Source organism: uncultured Paenibacillus sp., assembly GCF_963515335.1.
Taxonomy (GTDB): domain Bacteria; phylum Bacillota; class Bacilli; order Paenibacillales; family Paenibacillaceae; genus Paenibacillus_I.
The window spans coordinates 94,984-110,515 of sequence record NZ_CAUPYC010000001.1; the positions used below are offsets into that span (position 1 = coordinate 94,984).

The 15,532-nt window shown below is 57.2% G+C and carries 14 protein-coding genes; 1 reads left to right on the top strand and 13 read right to left on the bottom strand.

Features of this window, described 5'->3' with window-relative positions:
• Nucleotides 1–14: 14 nt before the first annotated feature.
• On the top strand, nt 15–677 hold the full coding sequence (locus RWM61_RS00440; RefSeq protein ID WP_313996103.1) for a Crp/Fnr family transcriptional regulator: 663 nt from the start codon (nt 15–17) through the stop codon (nt 675–677).
• Between the two features lie 87 nt (nt 678–764).
• Here the strand turns inward: RWM61_RS00440 and hemB are convergent, their stop codons facing one another.
• The 13 genes from hemB to RWM61_RS00505 all read right to left on the bottom strand — a co-directional run bounded on the left by hemB (nt 765) and on the right by RWM61_RS00505 (nt 15,522).
• Nucleotides 765–1,757 carry a porphobilinogen synthase gene (hemB, locus tag RWM61_RS00445; RefSeq protein WP_313996106.1) on the bottom strand — a complete coding sequence of 331 codons (993 nt, stop codon included), beginning with the start codon at nt 1,755–1,757 and terminating at the stop codon, nt 765–767.
• A 135-nt stretch (nt 1,758–1,892) separates the two neighbouring features.
• The gene (cobA, locus tag RWM61_RS00450; protein WP_313996108.1) at nt 1,893–3,434 is read right to left on the bottom strand and encodes a uroporphyrinogen-III C-methyltransferase; all 1,542 of its coding nucleotides are present in this window, start codon (nt 3,432–3,434) and stop codon (nt 1,893–1,895) included.
• A 4-nt stretch (nt 3,435–3,438) separates the two neighbouring features.
• Entirely contained in the window at nt 3,439–4,383 is a 945-nt protein-coding gene (hemC, locus tag RWM61_RS00455; protein ID WP_313996111.1) for a hydroxymethylbilane synthase, read from the bottom strand.
• Between the two features lie 5 nt (nt 4,384–4,388).
• Nucleotides 4,389–5,033, bottom strand: a complete 645-nt coding sequence (locus RWM61_RS00460; RefSeq protein ID WP_313996115.1) for a bifunctional precorrin-2 dehydrogenase/sirohydrochlorin ferrochelatase — start codon at nt 5,031–5,033, stop codon at nt 4,389–4,391.
• 34 nt (nt 5,034–5,067) lie between these two features.
• Complete coding sequence (locus tag RWM61_RS00465; protein WP_313996118.1) at nt 5,068–5,889, bottom strand: cytochrome c biogenesis protein CcsA; 822 nt, start codon at nt 5,887–5,889, stop codon at nt 5,068–5,070.
• Between the two features lie 21 nt (nt 5,890–5,910).
• Nucleotides 5,911–7,299, bottom strand: coding sequence for a glutamyl-tRNA reductase (gene hemA / locus RWM61_RS00470; protein WP_313996121.1), 1,389 nt, complete (start codon nt 7,297–7,299; stop codon nt 5,911–5,913).
• 243 nt (nt 7,300–7,542) lie between these two features.
• The gene (gene speD, locus RWM61_RS00475; RefSeq protein ID WP_313996124.1) at nt 7,543–7,941 is read right to left on the bottom strand and encodes an adenosylmethionine decarboxylase; all 399 of its coding nucleotides are present in this window, start codon (nt 7,939–7,941) and stop codon (nt 7,543–7,545) included.
• A gap of 323 nt (nt 7,942–8,264) precedes the next feature.
• Entirely contained in the window at nt 8,265–8,858 is a 594-nt protein-coding gene (locus RWM61_RS00480) for a non-ribosomal peptide synthetase module (protein ID WP_313996126.1), read from the bottom strand.
• A gap of 200 nt (nt 8,859–9,058) precedes the next feature.
• Nucleotides 9,059–9,682, bottom strand: a complete 624-nt coding sequence (yihA, locus tag RWM61_RS00485; RefSeq protein ID WP_313996129.1) for a ribosome biogenesis GTP-binding protein YihA/YsxC — start codon at nt 9,680–9,682, stop codon at nt 9,059–9,061.
• Between the two features lie 19 nt (nt 9,683–9,701).
• A complete protein-coding gene (gene lon, locus RWM61_RS00490) occupies nt 9,702–12,077 on the bottom strand; it encodes an endopeptidase La (protein WP_313996132.1) in 2,376 nt (791 codons plus the stop codon).
• Between the two features lie 37 nt (nt 12,078–12,114).
• On the bottom strand, nt 12,115–13,818 hold the full coding sequence (gene lonB / locus RWM61_RS00495) for an ATP-dependent protease LonB (protein WP_399537565.1): 1,704 nt from the start codon (nt 13,816–13,818) through the stop codon (nt 12,115–12,117).
• Between the two features lie 538 nt (nt 13,819–14,356).
• Nucleotides 14,357–15,292 (bottom strand): ATP-binding protein, encoded by a 936-nt coding sequence (locus RWM61_RS00500; RefSeq protein ID WP_325353512.1) that lies wholly within the window; start codon nt 15,290–15,292, stop codon nt 14,357–14,359.
• 56 nt (nt 15,293–15,348) lie between these two features.
• Nucleotides 15,349–15,522, bottom strand: coding sequence for an AAA family ATPase (locus RWM61_RS00505; protein ID WP_313996137.1), 174 nt, complete (start codon nt 15,520–15,522; stop codon nt 15,349–15,351).
• Between the last annotated feature and the right edge of the window lie 10 nt (nt 15,523–15,532).

Consider the following 15,532-nt stretch of genomic DNA (forward strand, 5'->3'; position numbering starts at 1 on the left):
AAAGAGGTAGAACGATGCTCGAGCTGTTAAGAAACGTATCCCTGTTCGAGAGCCTGGACGACGGGCATCTGAACGACATTTTGTCGATTGCCCACAGGCAGACGCTGGCGGCGGGCACCATCCTTTTTCACGAAAAGGATTACGGCGCCGCTTTTTACGTCATTCTGAAAGGCTCCATCAAAATTTTCACACGCGGCGCGAGCGGCGAGGAGAAGGTGCTCTCGCTCATGCAGGGCGGCGACAGCTTCGGAGAGCTGTCTCTGCTCGACGGCCGACCGCGGTCGGCCTCCGCCCGCACGCTGGAGCAGACGACGGTGCTGCTCGTTGCGGAGGAGCCTTTTCACGAGCTGCTGCGCAAGCACTTCGAAATTACCCGCCGGATTATGGCCGAGCTTTGCCAGCGGCTTCGCGATACGAACCAGCACGTGCACGACCTGACCTTCCTCGATTCCCGGACGCGCGTCGTCAAAAACCTGATCCTGCTGGCGAACCGGCACGGCGCGCGAAACGGCCAATATATTACGATCAAAATGCCGCTGAACTTCGATGAGCTGGCCCAGATGGCGGGCGTTCAGAAGTCCGTTCTGGCCGATGTCCTCCGCGACGTCGAGGAGCGCGGCCTGCTGCGGCTCGGCATGAACGAATACACGCTGGACCTGTCCAAGCTTCGCAACTGACGACGCCGCATGCCCGGCCTTCGAGCGCGGCCGCTTCGACCTTAAGGTTCGGAGAGGCCTTTTTATGTTGTTCGGGGGCGGGGGAAACTACTTTCCCGCCAGCCAATTGGCGGCGTCCACCGCGTGATACGTAATGATCAGGTCCGCACCGGCTCGCTTCATCCCGGTAAGCAGCTCGAGCACGATTGCGCGCTCGTCGATCCATCCGTTGGCCGCGGCGGCCTTCACCATCGAGTATTCCGCGCTGACGTTGTAGACGGCTACCGGAAGATCGAAGTTCTCCTTCAGGGCGCGCAGCACGTCCAAATAAGCCAGTCCCGGCTTAACCATCAGCATGTCCGCGCCTTCTGCAACATCGGATTCCGCTTCGCGCATCGCTTCCCGGACGTTCGCCGGATCCATCTGATACGTCTTGCGGTCGCCGAACTGCGGGGCGGAATGGGCCGCATCCCGGAACGGACCGTAGAACGCCGATGCGTATTTGACCGAATACGACAGGATCGGGATATGCTCGAAGCCGGCCTCGTCGAGGCCGGACCGGATCGCGTACACGAAACCGTCCATCATATTGGACGGCGCAATGACGTCGGCGCCGGCCTCCGCCTGCGATACGGCGGTTTTCACCAGCAGCCGGAGCGATGCGTCGTTGTCGACGCTCGCCGCGCCCGATTCGCGAACATGCACGACGCCGCAATGACCGTGATCGGTAAATTGGCACAGGCAGGTATCGGCCACAACGAGCAGCTCGGGCGCCCAGCTTTTGACCGCCCGGGCGGCTTCCTGTACGATGCCGTTCGGATCGTACGCCGAGGTGCCTTCGGCGTCCTTATGCTCCGGCACGCCGAACAGCAGCACGGCCTTCACGCCGGAAGCCGTCACGCGGCGGATCTCCGCCTCCAGCCGGTCGAGCGAGAAATGATACACGCCCGGCATCGACGGGATTTCTTCCTTCACGCCGGTTCCGCAAGTGACGAATACCGGATAGATCAAATCATCAGCCGTCAATACGGTTTCCCGCACGAGGCTGCGCAGCGCGGCGGTATGCCGCAGCCGCCGATTGCGCACGATCGGATAGCTCATGATGCTTCTCTCCCATCTTGGTGAATATCCCGGAGCAAATAACTGGAAACCTGCCGGTAAATTGGCATTGCGATCCCTTTCCCATCCATCCATCCATCCAACAACACCCGGCTTAAACGGGGACACGTTTCATGCTCAGCCTCCGGCCCTTCTGGCCGCGATCGCCGCAATAAGCCCGTCGATGGTCGCATCCGCCGGCATAACCGTCACGTTCAGGCCCGCTTCCCGCGCCGTCTGCGCCGTGACCGGACCGATGCAAGCAATATCCGCGCCTTCAAGCAGCGCAGCCGGTTGTTTCACCCCGAGCTTCCTCAGCCGTTCGAGCAGGTTCACGACGGTCGACGAGCTCGTGAAGGTCACGACGTGCACGGCTCCCTTCTCCAGCAGCTCCAGCACGTCAGAATCGTCCGAATCGGCCATGACCGTTTCGTACACGTCGATCTCGACCGGCTCGACACCGTACCGCCTCAGCTCGGCCGGCAACGTCGCCCGCGCGAGGTCGCCGCGCGGCAGCAGCGCCCGGCTGCCCGGCCGTACCGCATCCTTGACGGCGTCCAGCATGCCTTCCGCCCGATAAGCCGCGGGCAGCACATCGACCCGCAAGCCGCGCGAGGCGAGCGCCTCCGCCGTCGCCGGTCCGACCGCGCAAATGCGCGCCTTGTGGAATCGCCGGATGTCGACGCCCAGCCGTGCCAGCCAACGGAAAAAATAATCGACGCCGTTGATGCTGGTGAACATCAGCCACTCGTAATCCTCGGCCGATTCGAGTGCCAGTCCGATCCTTCTTTGCGCCTCGTCACCCGCCGGCTCGCGCGTTTCGATGACCGGGAATTCGACCGGCTCGCCGCCCAAATCGTCGATCCGGCCGGCAAGCTCGCTGGCCTGGGCGCGCGCCCGGGTAACCAGCACCCGCGTGCCGAACAGCGGTTTTTTCTCGTACCACATCAGCTTCTCCCGCTGGCGGACGACATCGCCGACGACGATGACGGCAGGCGGCTTGAAATCGGCCTCCTTTACCTTCCGTTCGATATCGGCGAGCGTGCCGGTAAGCGTCCGCTGCTCGACGCGGGTGCCCCAGCGCACAAGCGCTACGGGCGTCTCCGGCGGTTTGCCGTGCTTGATCAGCTGCTCGCTGATGTAGCCAATCTTGGCGACACCCATCAGAAAGACGAGCGTGCCGGTCGCATTCGTCACTTTGTCCCAATGGATGGAAAGGTCGAGCTTCTCGGGACTCTCGTGCCCCGTAATGATAGACAGGGATGATGCCAGATCCCGGTGCGTCACGGGGATGCCCGCGTAGGCCGGTACGGCGATCGCGGATGAGATGCCCGGCACGATCTCGAATTCGACGCCATGCTCCTGGAGCAGCTCGGCTTCCTCCCCCACGCGGCCGAATATCGTCGGGTCGCCGCCCTTCAGCCGCGTGACCGTTTTGCCCTGCAAGGCCAAATCGACGAGCAGCCGGTTGATCTCCTCCTGATTCATCGTGTGGCGGTCGGGCAGCTTCCCGACGTAGATCCGTTCCGCTCCCGGCTTCGCATGCTTCAACAGCCGCGGACTGGCAAGCCTGTCATAAACGATGGCATCGCTCCTGCCGATGCATTCCAGTCCGCGGACCGTAATCAGCTTCGGATCGCCCGGACCGGCTCCGACCAAATACACTTTCCCTTTATCCATTCACCTATCCCCTTGCCTCTGCCAGAATGCGGTCCGCTCCGCGGGCGCTCAACGCCTCGGCCAGACGCCGGCCAAGCGCGGCGGCGTCCGTGCCGGCCATCGTCTCCTTGAGCAGCGTCTCCCCATCGGGGGAACCCACCATCCCGGTCAGCGTCACTTCGCCGCCCCGGACGGTGCCGTAAGCGCCGATCGGCACCTGGCAGCCGCCGTCAAGCGCGCCGAGGAAGCTTCTCTCCGCTTCGACGGCGAGCGCCGTATCCCCGTCGTTATAAAGGTCAAGCAAACGGCGGACCTCAACGTCCGACTCCCGGCATTCGATGCCGAGCGCGCCTTGGCCGACCGCGGGCACGCAGTCCTCCGCCGGAATCGGCGCAGACGCACGGTCTTCCCAGCCCATGCGCGTTAAACCGGCCATCGCCAGAATGATCGCATCGAACCCTTCCGTTTCCAGCTTTCGGATACGCGAATCGATGTTGCCCCGGATCGATTCCAGCCGCAAATCCGGCCGAAGCCGCTTCAGCTGGCAGGCCCGGCGCAAGCTGCTCGTCCCGACCTTGGCTCCCTGCGGCAGCTCGGCGATCGAGCGGGCACGCGAGGCGATCAGGGCGTCGCGCGGATCCACCCGCTTCGGCACCGCGCCGATCATGAGTCCCTCCTGCAGCGCATGCGGCACGTCCTTCATGCTGTGGACGGCCAGATCGATGTCGCCGCCCTTCAGCGCCTGCTCGATCTCCTTGACGAACAGCCCTTTGCCGCCCACCTTGGACAGCGTCACGTCGAGAATGCGGTCGCCCTTCGTCACGATTTTGCGAATCTCGAACCGGTACGGCAGGTTCTGCTCCGCCGCGATTCGTTCCAGCGCTTCGATCACTTGTCCTGTTTGCGTCAACGCGAGCGCGCTTTGCCTCGTGCCGACGACGATCGTTCGCTCCGGCCTTCTGTCGTTCATCCCTCTTATCCTCCATCCAGCTTTCCCAACAGATTATCGGCACGGGCCGCAAGCCGCCCCGCATCCGTATCGTTCCTCCACTCTTCCTCCGGCACATCGAGCGCCGCGCGCAGCAGCCGGCGGCGCACGGCGGCATCCGCCACCGTGGTCTTCGCCAGCTCCCGCAGCCGTCCGAGCCATTCCGTGTAGGCCGTATAGGTTTCATCATACCGCTCCTCGAGCTCCGCCGCCACCCGCGCAGCCAGCGCAGGGCTGGAGCCGGATGCCGTCACAGCCAGAACAAGACGCCCGCGGCGAACGACCGAAGGCGTCACGAACGATCCGCCTGCCGCGTCATCGGCCGCGTTGACGGGAACGCCGAGCCGGCCGGCATCCTTCACAACCCGCGCATTGACATGGCTGTCCGAAGTGGCCGCGAACGCCAGCAGCGCGCCTGCCAGGTCTCCTTCCCGGTATTCCCGCTCGAGGGTGCCGATAAACCCTTGCTTCGCCAGCTCCCTCAGGCCGTCCGTCAGCACGGGAGCGACAACCAGCACGTCCGCGCCGGCATCGAGCAAGCCCCGGACTTTCCGCTCTGCAACCGTTCCGCCTCCCGCGACCGTGCAGCGCATGCCCTCGATGTCCAGCATGACCGGATACAACCGCTTCATCCCACACCCCCGCCATACGATGTTTACCGTATTGCTACGTCCAATAATGAAACCGCGAAACCGAATTCAAAAACAGATTCAACACCAGTACGGCGTACGCCAAAAGATTCCACCTGGCCGTCCGCCAGCCCGGCTGGGCGAACAAAGTGCGTTTTATCACATAGCTGACATAAAAGACGACGGCCGCAAACGAGGAAAAAACTTTCCAGTCGAGCAACAGCCCCGTCTTCCCTTCGACAAGCAGCGACGTGACCGCTACGGCCAAGGAAAGAATGAGCAGCGGCGTACCGATCAGCACCGTCCGGAACGTGTACCGGTCGATGCTCTCCAGGCTCGGCAAACGGCGCATCGTTTGGGACCATTGCTTATCCTTGAGCTGGCCATGCAGAAATAAATACATCCCCGAGAAAATGGCGCTGAACGTAAAAGCCGCATACGCGCACAATACAAGACTGATATGTACGATCAGCAATTCCTTGACAAGCTGCCATGGCTCGAGCGGAATGTCCGCTTTCGTGCTCCCGAACAAGTTAAGCGTCAGGACGGCGAAGCCGACCACATTGACGAAAAACACAAGCAGCTCAATCCGGAAAAACCGGCTTGCCGCCAGCGAGACCGTAACGAGCAGCCATGAGTAGAAAAACAAATATTCAAACCGTGATATCAGCGACCAATCGCTGCGATTCAGCACGCGGACGACAAGATAGGCTGTCTGCAAAGCCCATACGAAAACAAGGAGCCCTGTACCCACCCGTTTCGCTCTCCGGCTTGCGTCCACGAAGTCGGAGAAATAAAACAGAAGGCTCAGGGCATAAATGGCAATCATCGTGTCGAATAAAAGGTTGGGGATTAACATGGCGCCTCCATTGGAACCGGCTTACGGCTTCACGAGGGCAAGCCCTGCGCCTGTCCGGCCCGGAAGGGCAAACGGCTCGGCGGCTTTCGCCTCGGCCTGCGCGGCTTCCGCGGCGCGCTTCTCACTCCGCTGCAGATCCTTAAGAGGCTCCTCCAACGCGAACAGCTTAACGAACATGTCCATCGCCTCGTCCGCGCGTTTCTCGCCGGCCATCTCTTTGATGCGCAGAATCGGATCGTGCATCATCTGGTTGACGATGCTTTTGGTCAGCTTGCGGATCACCTTCAACTCATGCTCGTCAAGGTTCGGAAGCTTGTTCATCAGGCTGTCCATCGTTTCCTCATGGATCGCCTCCGCTTTCGTCTGGAGCGACCGTATGAGCGGAACGACGCCCAGGGTCCGGTACCAACTATGGAACTGTTCGATTTCCGCCGCGATCATCGCCTCGATCTTGGCCGCTTCCTTCCGGCGCTGCTCGAGGTTGCTCTCGACGATCCCTTCCAGGTCGTCGATATCGTACAAAAACACGTTCGGTATCGAAGCGATGTCAGGGTCCAAATCACGCGGCACCGCGATATCGATCATGAACAACGGACGGGATTTGCGCCGCGTCATCTCCCGCTCCACCACGTCTCTGTTCAAAACGTATTCCGGGGATCCGGTCGAGCTGATCACGACGTCGGCTTCATGCAGCCGTTCGCGCGCCTCATCCAGACTCATGGCCACGCCGTTGAACTTGTCCGCCAGCTCAAGCGCCCGGTCGTATGTACGGTTGACGACGAGCACGCGCTCCGCCCCGTTCGCATACAGGTGCTTGGCCGTCAGCTCGCTCATCTTGCCCGCCCCGACGATCATGACCGTTTTGCCGTTGAACTGGCCGAAAATCCGCTTGCCGAGCTCGACGGCCGCATAGCTGACCGATACGGCGGCTTCGCCAATCGACGTTTCCGCATGCGCCCGCTTGGCGGTGGTGACCGCTTGCTTGAACAACATATTGAATAACGTCCCCGTCGCTTTCTGTGCCTGCGCGAGCAGGAACGCGTCCCTCACCTGACCCAAAATCTGCGTCTCGCCGATCACCATGGAGTCAAGGCCGCTCGTCACGCGGAACAGATGCTCGATCGCCCGGTCGTCCTCATACATATATAAATGGTTTGTGAACGAATTGCGGGGAAGCCCGAACCATTGCTCCATAAAGCTTCTTAAATGGTGCCCGCACAAATGATGACGGTCGGTGACCGCATACAACTCCGTCCGGTTACAGGTGGCGACGATGACGCCTTCGAGAATGCTCTTGGTTTGTTTGAACTGTCTGACGGCTTCCGGCAAATCCCGCTCCGTGAACGTAAACCTTTCCCGGACTTCCACGGGAGCCGTCCGGTAGTTGAGCCCGACCGCTATAATATGCATACGCGTCACCGCCTTTCCGCGCTGATTATAATCACTATAAAGTATTGTACCACAGATCGAATGCCGGTTTGGATACATTTTTGAAAATTATATGAAAACGGATTTCCTTTTTATTCTGAACACCTGGGCCGTCGTTTATACCGGTGACCGCCTGTCGGCGAAGCCGCATAAACGGCCAAGCCACCCAGGCGAAAAAAAAGTAGCCATGGCAATCCGCCATGGCTACGGGTTATGCCGGCACCGTTACACCAGCTGTTCTTGTTTTAATTGAGGTTCGACGACTTTCAATTCTCCCATACCGCGTACAAGCTTCTTTGCGTGCGTCGCCTTCGGCTTCAGTACGGAAAGCATATGCTCGATCGCGACTTGCGGATCGACCGTCTCGCCGCAGGTATAGCAATCCAGGGCGGCAAAACCTTTCTCAGGATACGTGTGAATGGAGAGATGACTTTCCGACAGCAATACGAGAACCGTCGCTCCTTGAGGCTCAAACTGCTTGGATTGCACCGAAAGAACCGTGGCGCCGCACGCTTCCGCAGCTTCCACCATCTGAGCTTGCAGAAACTCGGCGTTGTTCAGCAAATCAAAATCTACACCCCAAGTGTCGACAGCTACATGTCTTCCGAAAGTTGAATATTCCATCTTTCGGTTCCCCCTTCCTAGGAATAAAATGTGTAAAAATTTCATCCGCTAGGACCTACGTCATTCACTACCCGAGGGAATAATCTCTCGCAACATTACATGTCCTGAGTGAATCCTGGTTCCTATATTGTTTTCAACGAAAATAAAAATAACATCTATCGACGAGAAATGCAATACTTTTTTTCGGATTCTTCCCGACATTGGAGAATCTTCATCCTATAAGCTGCGGCGGCCGGAAGGTGCCATGCATCAGCTCAAAATAACCAATAAAAAAAAATCCGCCGGGCGAGTTCCCGGCGGATTCCATGCGGCTTAGGATTGCGTCATTGCGCCTCGAAAACAAATAACTGACGGGTGTGCTGCTTCAGCCTCTCATCGATGTTCCGGATCTCTTCCGCATCCTTCGATTGGTTCCGGAGGTCGAGCAGTTCATTGACCGCGCATTGAATCCGTTCGATCTCGAATTCGATCTGCCGGTTGTTGAACGTCTGCTCAAGCAGCCCGAGCGTATCCTTCAGCTCAAAGACCGTGCGCGATTCGCCGCCGGAAAGCTCGACGATTTTGTGGACTGCACCCTTCTTATAATGATAGACCATTGTGTAGTTGGGATAGATGCGGTTGACGACCGCGTCGCCGCGGAATTGGGATACCGCCTTGCGCATCGCGTTCGTTAGCTTAGGGTGTACCAGGCGGCAAGAAAGTACGCATACGAACAAATCGTCATGCCGTTCAAAGATCAGCCGGATTTCTTCCTTACCTGCTTCGTCGACGAGAGCCAACTCATGATTGCCGTTCTCGAGCACCCGCACTTGCATGCGGACATTCTGGTCTCCCATGAAACGGACAAACCTTGCCATCTCTTGAGCCGTGAGCTGCAGACAGGCCTTCACATACTCTGTGGCTAACCGTTGAGCCATAGAAATCTCCTCAATTCTTATATCTTAAACCTTGATGACTTTCTGCCTGATACCATTATACGCGATTTGCGCGACAACTTCCTGCCCGCCAGCCTTTATATTTCCGCATATTCCAGAGAAATCGCGGGGATTTCAAGGAGGAACGCATGCTTTTTCCATGTATCCTCCGTTTTGTAACGCAAGTCAAGCGGGTTTCTGCCTTATTCGGCGATTACCCGCAGGATGAGATCCCACAAATCCTCTCTTCCGTTACCCGTTTCCGAAGAAAACAAAACAACCGGATCGGACGATTCGGCTCGCAGCGTATCCCTGACCATTCTTACGTGCTTGTCCCACTTGCCCCTTGGTATTTTGTCCGACTTCGTGGCCACGATGCACACCGGTATTCCGTGATGCTTCAGCCAATCGTACATCAGCCGGTCGTCCTGAGTGGGCGGATGCCTGATGTCGATGATGAGCAGCAGCAGCTTCAGCCGCTCCCTCTCCCGAATGTAAGCTTCAATGATCTGGCCCCACTTCTCGCGCTGCACCTTGGATACCTTGGCATAACCGTACCCGGGAAAATCGACGAAATATAATTGCCCGTTAATGCGGTAGTAATTTAATTGCTGCGTCTTGCCGGGCTGCGAGCTCGTTCTCGCCAGCGACTTGCGCTGGATCATCCTGTTGATCAGCGACGACTTCCCCACATTGGAACGCCCTGCCAGAGCAATCTCCGGCAAGGCGTCCTCTGGAAGTTGATCCGGTCGCACGGCGCTGATCACGAATTCGGCAGAAGTAATTTTGTATTCCTGCCAGCCATTGGATTGACTATGATTCATCATGACGTTCCTGCTTTCTGAACTAATGGAAATCGGCGTGCAAATCGCCGTGCGCTTGCGCGGCCGTCTGATCGCCCGCGGCAAGCGCATATTTCAGCACTTCATCCATATGGGAAACGGGAATGAAGTCAAGATCGTTCCGCACGCTCTCCGGAATATCGCGCAGGTCGCGCTCGTTATCCTTCGGCAGCAGCACCTTCTTGATGCCCGCGCGGTGGGCGGCAAGCGACTTCTCCTTCAAGCCCCCGATCGGCAGCACCCGGCCGCGCAGCGTGATCTCTCCCGTCATCGCCACTTCCCTGGAAACGAGACGTCCGGTCAGGGCCGAGATGAGCGCGGTGGCCATCGTGATGCCCGCCGACGGGCCGTCCTTCGGAATCGCGCCCTCCGGAATGTGGATATGAATGTCGTTCTTCTCGTGAAAATCGGACGCTATGCCCAACTCATGCGCTTTGGCGCGCGTGTAGCTGAAGGCCGCCTGGGCGGATTCCTTCATCACGTCGCCCAGCTTGCCGGTGAGCGTCAGCTTCCCGCTGCCGGGCATCACGGTGACCTCGATGACGAGCGTATCGCCTCCCACCTCGGTCCACGCCAGGCCGGTAACGGCCCCGACCTGATCCTCCTGCTCGGCCAGCCCGTAACGGAATTTGCCCGGCCCGAGCCATTCCTTCACCTTGCCGGTATCGATCGTGATCGTTTGCCGCTCCGGATCGGCCACGATCTCCTTCGCCGCCTTGCGGCACAGCGCCGCCATCTGCTGCTCGAGATTGCGGACGCCCGATTCGCGCGTATACTCGCGGATGACCTGAAGGATCGCGGCCTGCTCCACAATGAGCTGCTCTTCCTTAAGGCCGTGGTCGCGCTTTTGCTTCGGCAGCAAATATTTCTCGGCGATCTGCAGCTTCTCGAGCTCCGTATAACCGGGAATATAAAGCACTTCCATCCGGTCGAGCAGCGGCCGCGGAATATTGTGGACGGCGTTTGCCGTCGTAATGAACATCACGTTCGAAAGGTCGAAGGGCACCTCGACGAAATGGTCGCTGAACGTGTTGTTTTGCTCCGGATCCAATACCTCGAGCAGCGCGGATGCCGGATCCCCCCGAAAATCCATCGCCATCTTGTCGATTTCATCGAGCAGGAACACCGGATTGGCGGTTCCCGCCGTCTTCATTCCCTGAATGATTCTTCCCGGCATCGCGCCGACATAAGTCCGTCTGTGACCGCGGATTTCCGCCTCGTCGCGCACGCCGCCCAGCGAGATGCGGACGAATTCGCGCCCCAGCGATTTGGAGATCGACCTCGCCATCGAGGTTTTGCCGACCCCGGGCGGCCCGACCAAACAAAGAATCGGCCCTTTCAGCTTCTTGACGAGCTTCTGTACCGCAAGGTACTCGAGCACGCGTTCCTTCGGCTTCTCGAGCCCGTAATGATCCTCATCCAGAATCGCCTCGGCGCCCGCGATATCCAGCACATCCTCCGTCCGCTTGGTCCAAGGCAGGGCCAGCAGCCAATCGATGTAGTTGCGGATGACGCCCGCTTCGGCCGAGGACGTCGGCATTTTCTCGAGCCGGTCGATTTCCTTCTCGACTTTCTCCTTGACGCTGTCCGGCACACCGGCTGCGGCGAGCTGATTACGCAGCTCCTCCACCTCGCCGGCGCGTCCTTCCTTGTCGCCCAGCTCCTTCTGGATCGCCTTCATCTGCTCGCGCAAATAATATTCCTTCTGCGTCTTCTCCATTTGCTTTTTGACGCGCTGGCTGATTTTGCGTTCGAGCTCGAGCACTTCCCTCTCATTGTTCAGAATGTCCAGCAGCTTTTCCAGCCTCTGCCGGACGTCGACCGTCTCGAGAATATCCTGCTTGTCTTTAATCTTCAACGACAGGTGGCTCGTTATGACATCGGCGAGCCGACCGGGCTCGTCGATATCCGAAACCGCGGCGAGCGTTTCGGGCGTCACCTTTTTCGACAGATTGATGTAATGCTCGAATTGGCTGAGCACGGTCCGCATGAGCGCGTCAAGCTCCGGATCGGTCGTCTCCTGCTCGGGCAGCTCCTTGACGGTTACTTCGTAGAAATCGTCATTCGGTATATAATCCGTAATTTCGGCGCGTACGACCCCTTCGACGAGAACGCGGATCGTGCCGTTCGGAAGCTTCAGCATCTGCCTGACGCGCGCGATCGTACCGACCCGGTAAATATCTTCCTCCGTCGGCTCTTCAATGTTGACTTCCGACTGCGAACACAGCAAGATCATATGATCTTCGATCATTGACCGCTCCAACGCCCGGACCGATTTTTCCCTGCCGACGTCTAGATGGAGCACCATGCTGGGATACACGAGAAGGCCCCTCAGCGGCAGCAGCGGCAGCCGACGCCCTTTCCATTTGCCAGGTCCCATGCAAGCACCTCCGTTATGTGTGTTACTCCCTATTTTATCATTCCGCCGAATCCGCCTGCAAATACGACACGCTGGGCGTGGGGAAAAGCTCCGACGGAGCGGCGGATTCCCGCTCGGCGGCACGAAGATCGAGCGCCGGAAAGACCATCCGGAATACGTCCTCGACCCGTTCGGCCGCTATCACCTTCAACCCTTCGAGCCCATGGAAAATGTCCTGCCAGTTATCTTTCGGCACGATAACCGTCTCCGCCCCTGCCTGGAATGCCGCCTCCACCTTCGCCAGCACGCCGCCGACCGGCTTGACGTTGCCGTGGATGCCGACCTCCCCGGTCATTGCGAGCTTGTTGTCGACAGGCTCGCCGAGAATGGCCGAAGCGATCGCGGTCAGCATTGCGACCCCAGCTGACGGACCGTCAATCGGCGTCCCTCCGGGGAAATTGATATGCAGATCGAAGTTTTGCGGCTGAAAGCCGTAACGTCTCAGCACGGTAAGCACGTTCTCCACCGAGCCCTTGGCCATGCTTTTGCGGCGGAGCGTGCGCGAGCCCCCTCCGAGCTCCTCTTCATCCACGACACCTGTAATGGTGAAGCTGCCTTTGCCGCCGCGCGCCGGAATGGCGCTGACTTCAATCTCAAGCAGCGTCCCCATATTCGGACCGTAAACGGCGAGGCCGTTCACGAAACCGACCTGCGGCGCCCCCGGCACCTTGCGATCGGGCCTTGGCGGGATTTGGCTGCTGTTCACCACCCATTCGATATCGGCGGCGCTGATCGTCTCCCGCTTGTCGGACATGGCCAGCCCGGCTGCGAGCTGTACGACGTTGACCGCCTCCCGGCCGTTGGTGGCGTACTTCATTATCACATTAACCGCTTCCCGGGTGACGGGAAACCCGATCTTCGTCATCGCATTGGAAGCGATCGTGCCGATTTCCTCCGGAAGCAGCGGACGGAAATAGATCTCCATGCAGCGTGAACGCAGCGCCGGCGGCAGGTCCTGAGGCGAACGCGTCGTCGCGCCGACCAGCCGGAAATCGGCGGGCAGGCCGTTCTGGAAAATATCGTGGATATACATAGGTATGTTATGGTCTTCGCTGCTGTAATAGGCGCTCTCCAAAAACACTTTCCGGTCTTCCAGCACCTTCAGCAGCTTGTTCATCTGGATCGGATGCAATTCGCCGATTTCGTCGATAAACAGCACGCCCCCGTGCGCCTTCGTCACCGCGCCCGGCTTCGGCTGGGGAATGCCGGCCACGCCCATGGCGCCGGCCCCTTGATAAATCGGATCGTGCACGGAGCCGATCAGCGGGTCGGCAATGCCGCGCTCGTCGAACCGGGCGGTCGTCGCGTCGATCTCGGTAAACTTCGCATCCGGCAGGAAAGGCGAAGCCGGATTTTTTTTCGCCTCCTCCAGCACGACGCGCGCCGCCGCCGTTTTGCCTACGCCCGGCGGGCCGTAAATGATGACGTGCTGCGGATTGGCACTGCAGAGCGAGGCTTTGAGCGCGCGAAGCCCGTCGCGCTGTCCGATGATATCCTGCATCGTTTGCGGCCTGGTCTTCTCGGAGAGCGGCTTGGTAAGCGACACCGAGCGCAGCTTGCGAAGCTTATCCATCTCCTTGCGCGACTCCTTGTCGACCGCCGAGCGGTTCGTTTTCTGGTTGCGCAGCAAATTCCAGAAGTACAGCCCGATCACGACCGCGAAAAACACTTGAATCAACATCAAAACGATACTCAGATTCATCAGGTTCCCCTCCAATACAAAAGTCCGGCCAAAACGGCTAATACTTGGTAGTATTGCCGTTCTGCCGGACCTCATACAGCTATAGAGGGATATTTAATATTGGCTTAACCGTTGTAAAGCTCTAATACATCTGTCCAAACTTTCAGAATAGTTTCTAGCCTCTTCAATATCCCAATGCGATGTTGCATATTTGTAGATACTTCGCTAAGCTGCTCCTGGATGCAATTAACCAAGATTCCAACTGTGGCACAGCAATCCGAAAACACATTCCAGGTTCGGGATTAGGAAGCCATTCTCGCGCATATTCGACCGGACAGCGCTCTGGTGAGTCTAAGTCAGTTAAAATAAACCATGGATTAAGTTTTGAAGCATAATTATATTGTACAACTTTCCTTTTCAACTCAGTCTTTCCGCCTCTAGAATTGATGAGCGCAGATGTACCGCAGCCAATGTATTCCATAACTCTGCGGGCAACAGCCTCGTCCGTTATCCCCTCTACAGCGACACAAAACGGTTTCATTCTCATAATTTCAAGTCCCTAAAGTAATTCAAATAAATCAAGCTGCGTATTTTTTATTGGACTTGTTTTTGAAAGGACGATATCGGCTACCGATCCTCCAGCTTCTACGATAGCAACCAAAGTTGGATCCTGTACTCCGGTTTTAATCTGTGTTCCCTCAGCCGTAGGCATTAACATCAATATCTCTTCAGGTGCTATACCTTCATCTGATAACATTTCGTGGCTATGTGTACTGATAAAAAGCTGACGATTTGTCTTTTTCATAACTTTGACCATGGCTTGCGGCAAATGTCTTACTACCTCATTATGCAGCGAAAGCTCTGGTTCTTCCATCAGCAACGGCCCCGCTCCATCTTGTAGGGACCATAATAAACCTATTAAACGAAGTGTTCCGTCTGAGAACTGATCCTCTGATTGCCAGCCGGCATTTTTTCTCCAATGTTCGTATAGGCCTTTCAAATGCGGCAAACCATTCTTCGGATCTTGTTCAAATTTCAGCTCAGTTAATTGCGGAACTATGATTTTTAAAGCATCTTGAATTTTACGCAATCTACTTTCTCTGGTTCGTTTTGGTGCTTTAGCCAACTGATCGAGGAAGTCGCCACCGTAAGGATCAAAAGAGCGTCCGACTGATCTGTCAGGCTCCCTAACCAGTTGCGGCACCAAATGAAGATACCTTACACTCGCAAAAAAGTCTGAAATATCCCTAAATTCTTTATTTGCGTTAATTTGCTCAAGAACCGTTTGCGTCATTCTAAGTTCATCAGCATTATCCTCAGTTGTCGGTCGATCAACAATAATCACATTGTTTTTCCAAACCTTTTCTTCTTTCAACACTGGCATATTGGGTTGAGATGTATTTCCCGCTGAATGGCCTCCGATTATTCGTTGAGTAAAAACAATGCGATAACGCCATTCGCTATCAGACAGTTTTAAACTGACCTCAACTACAATATCTGAGTGTTGCCGTGCTGCTAAACATCTAAGTTTAGAAACGCCACCGCGATCGTTTACAGCTTTTTAAATCCACCGCCAACTTTTGCAATATCATTCAAAAAGCGAAAAACATCTAGCCAGTTAGATTTCCCTGATGCATTAGGTCCAACCAAAAACACTCGTTGGTCTATAGGGGAATCTATTTTCCTGAAGTTTTTCCAATTTTCGAGTGATAATGAAGTGAACATTCTGTTCCTC

Coding starts and splice junctions, on each gene's coding strand:
- RWM61_RS00440 (WP_313996103.1), top strand. CDS start 15: ATGCTCGAGCTGTTAAGAAACGTATCCCTGTTCGAGAGCCTGGACGAC.
- hemB (WP_313996106.1), bottom strand. CDS start 1,757: ATGAGCTATCCGATCGTGCGCAATCGGCGGCTGCGGCATACCGCCGCG.
- cobA (WP_313996108.1), bottom strand. CDS start 3,434: ATGGATAAAGGGAAAGTGTATTTGGTCGGAGCCGGTCCGGGCGATCCG.
- hemC (WP_313996111.1), bottom strand. CDS start 4,383: ATGAACGACAGAAGGCCGGAGCGAACGATCGTCGTCGGCACGAGGCAA.
- RWM61_RS00460 (WP_313996115.1), bottom strand. CDS start 5,033: ATGAAGCGGTTGTATCCGGTCATGCTGGACATCGAGGGCATGCGCTGC.
- RWM61_RS00465 (WP_313996118.1), bottom strand. CDS start 5,889: ATGTTAATCCCCAACCTTTTATTCGACACGATGATTGCCATTTATGCC.
- hemA (WP_313996121.1), bottom strand. CDS start 7,299: ATGCATATTATAGCGGTCGGGCTCAACTACCGGACGGCTCCCGTGGAA.
- speD (WP_313996124.1), bottom strand. CDS start 7,941: ATGGAATATTCAACTTTCGGAAGACATGTAGCTGTCGACACTTGGGGT.
- RWM61_RS00480 (WP_313996126.1), bottom strand. CDS start 8,858: ATGGCTCAACGGTTAGCCACAGAGTATGTGAAGGCCTGTCTGCAGCTC.
- yihA (WP_313996129.1), bottom strand. CDS start 9,682: ATGATGAATCATAGTCAATCCAATGGCTGGCAGGAATACAAAATTACT.
- lon (WP_313996132.1), bottom strand. CDS start 12,077: ATGGGACCTGGCAAATGGAAAGGGCGTCGGCTGCCGCTGCTGCCGCTG.
- lonB (WP_399537565.1), bottom strand. CDS start 13,818: ATGAATCTGAGTATCGTTTTGATGTTGATTCAAGTGTTTTTCGCGGTC.
- RWM61_RS00505 (WP_313996137.1), bottom strand. CDS start 15,522: ATGTTCACTTCATTATCACTCGAAAATTGGAAAAACTTCAGGAAAATA.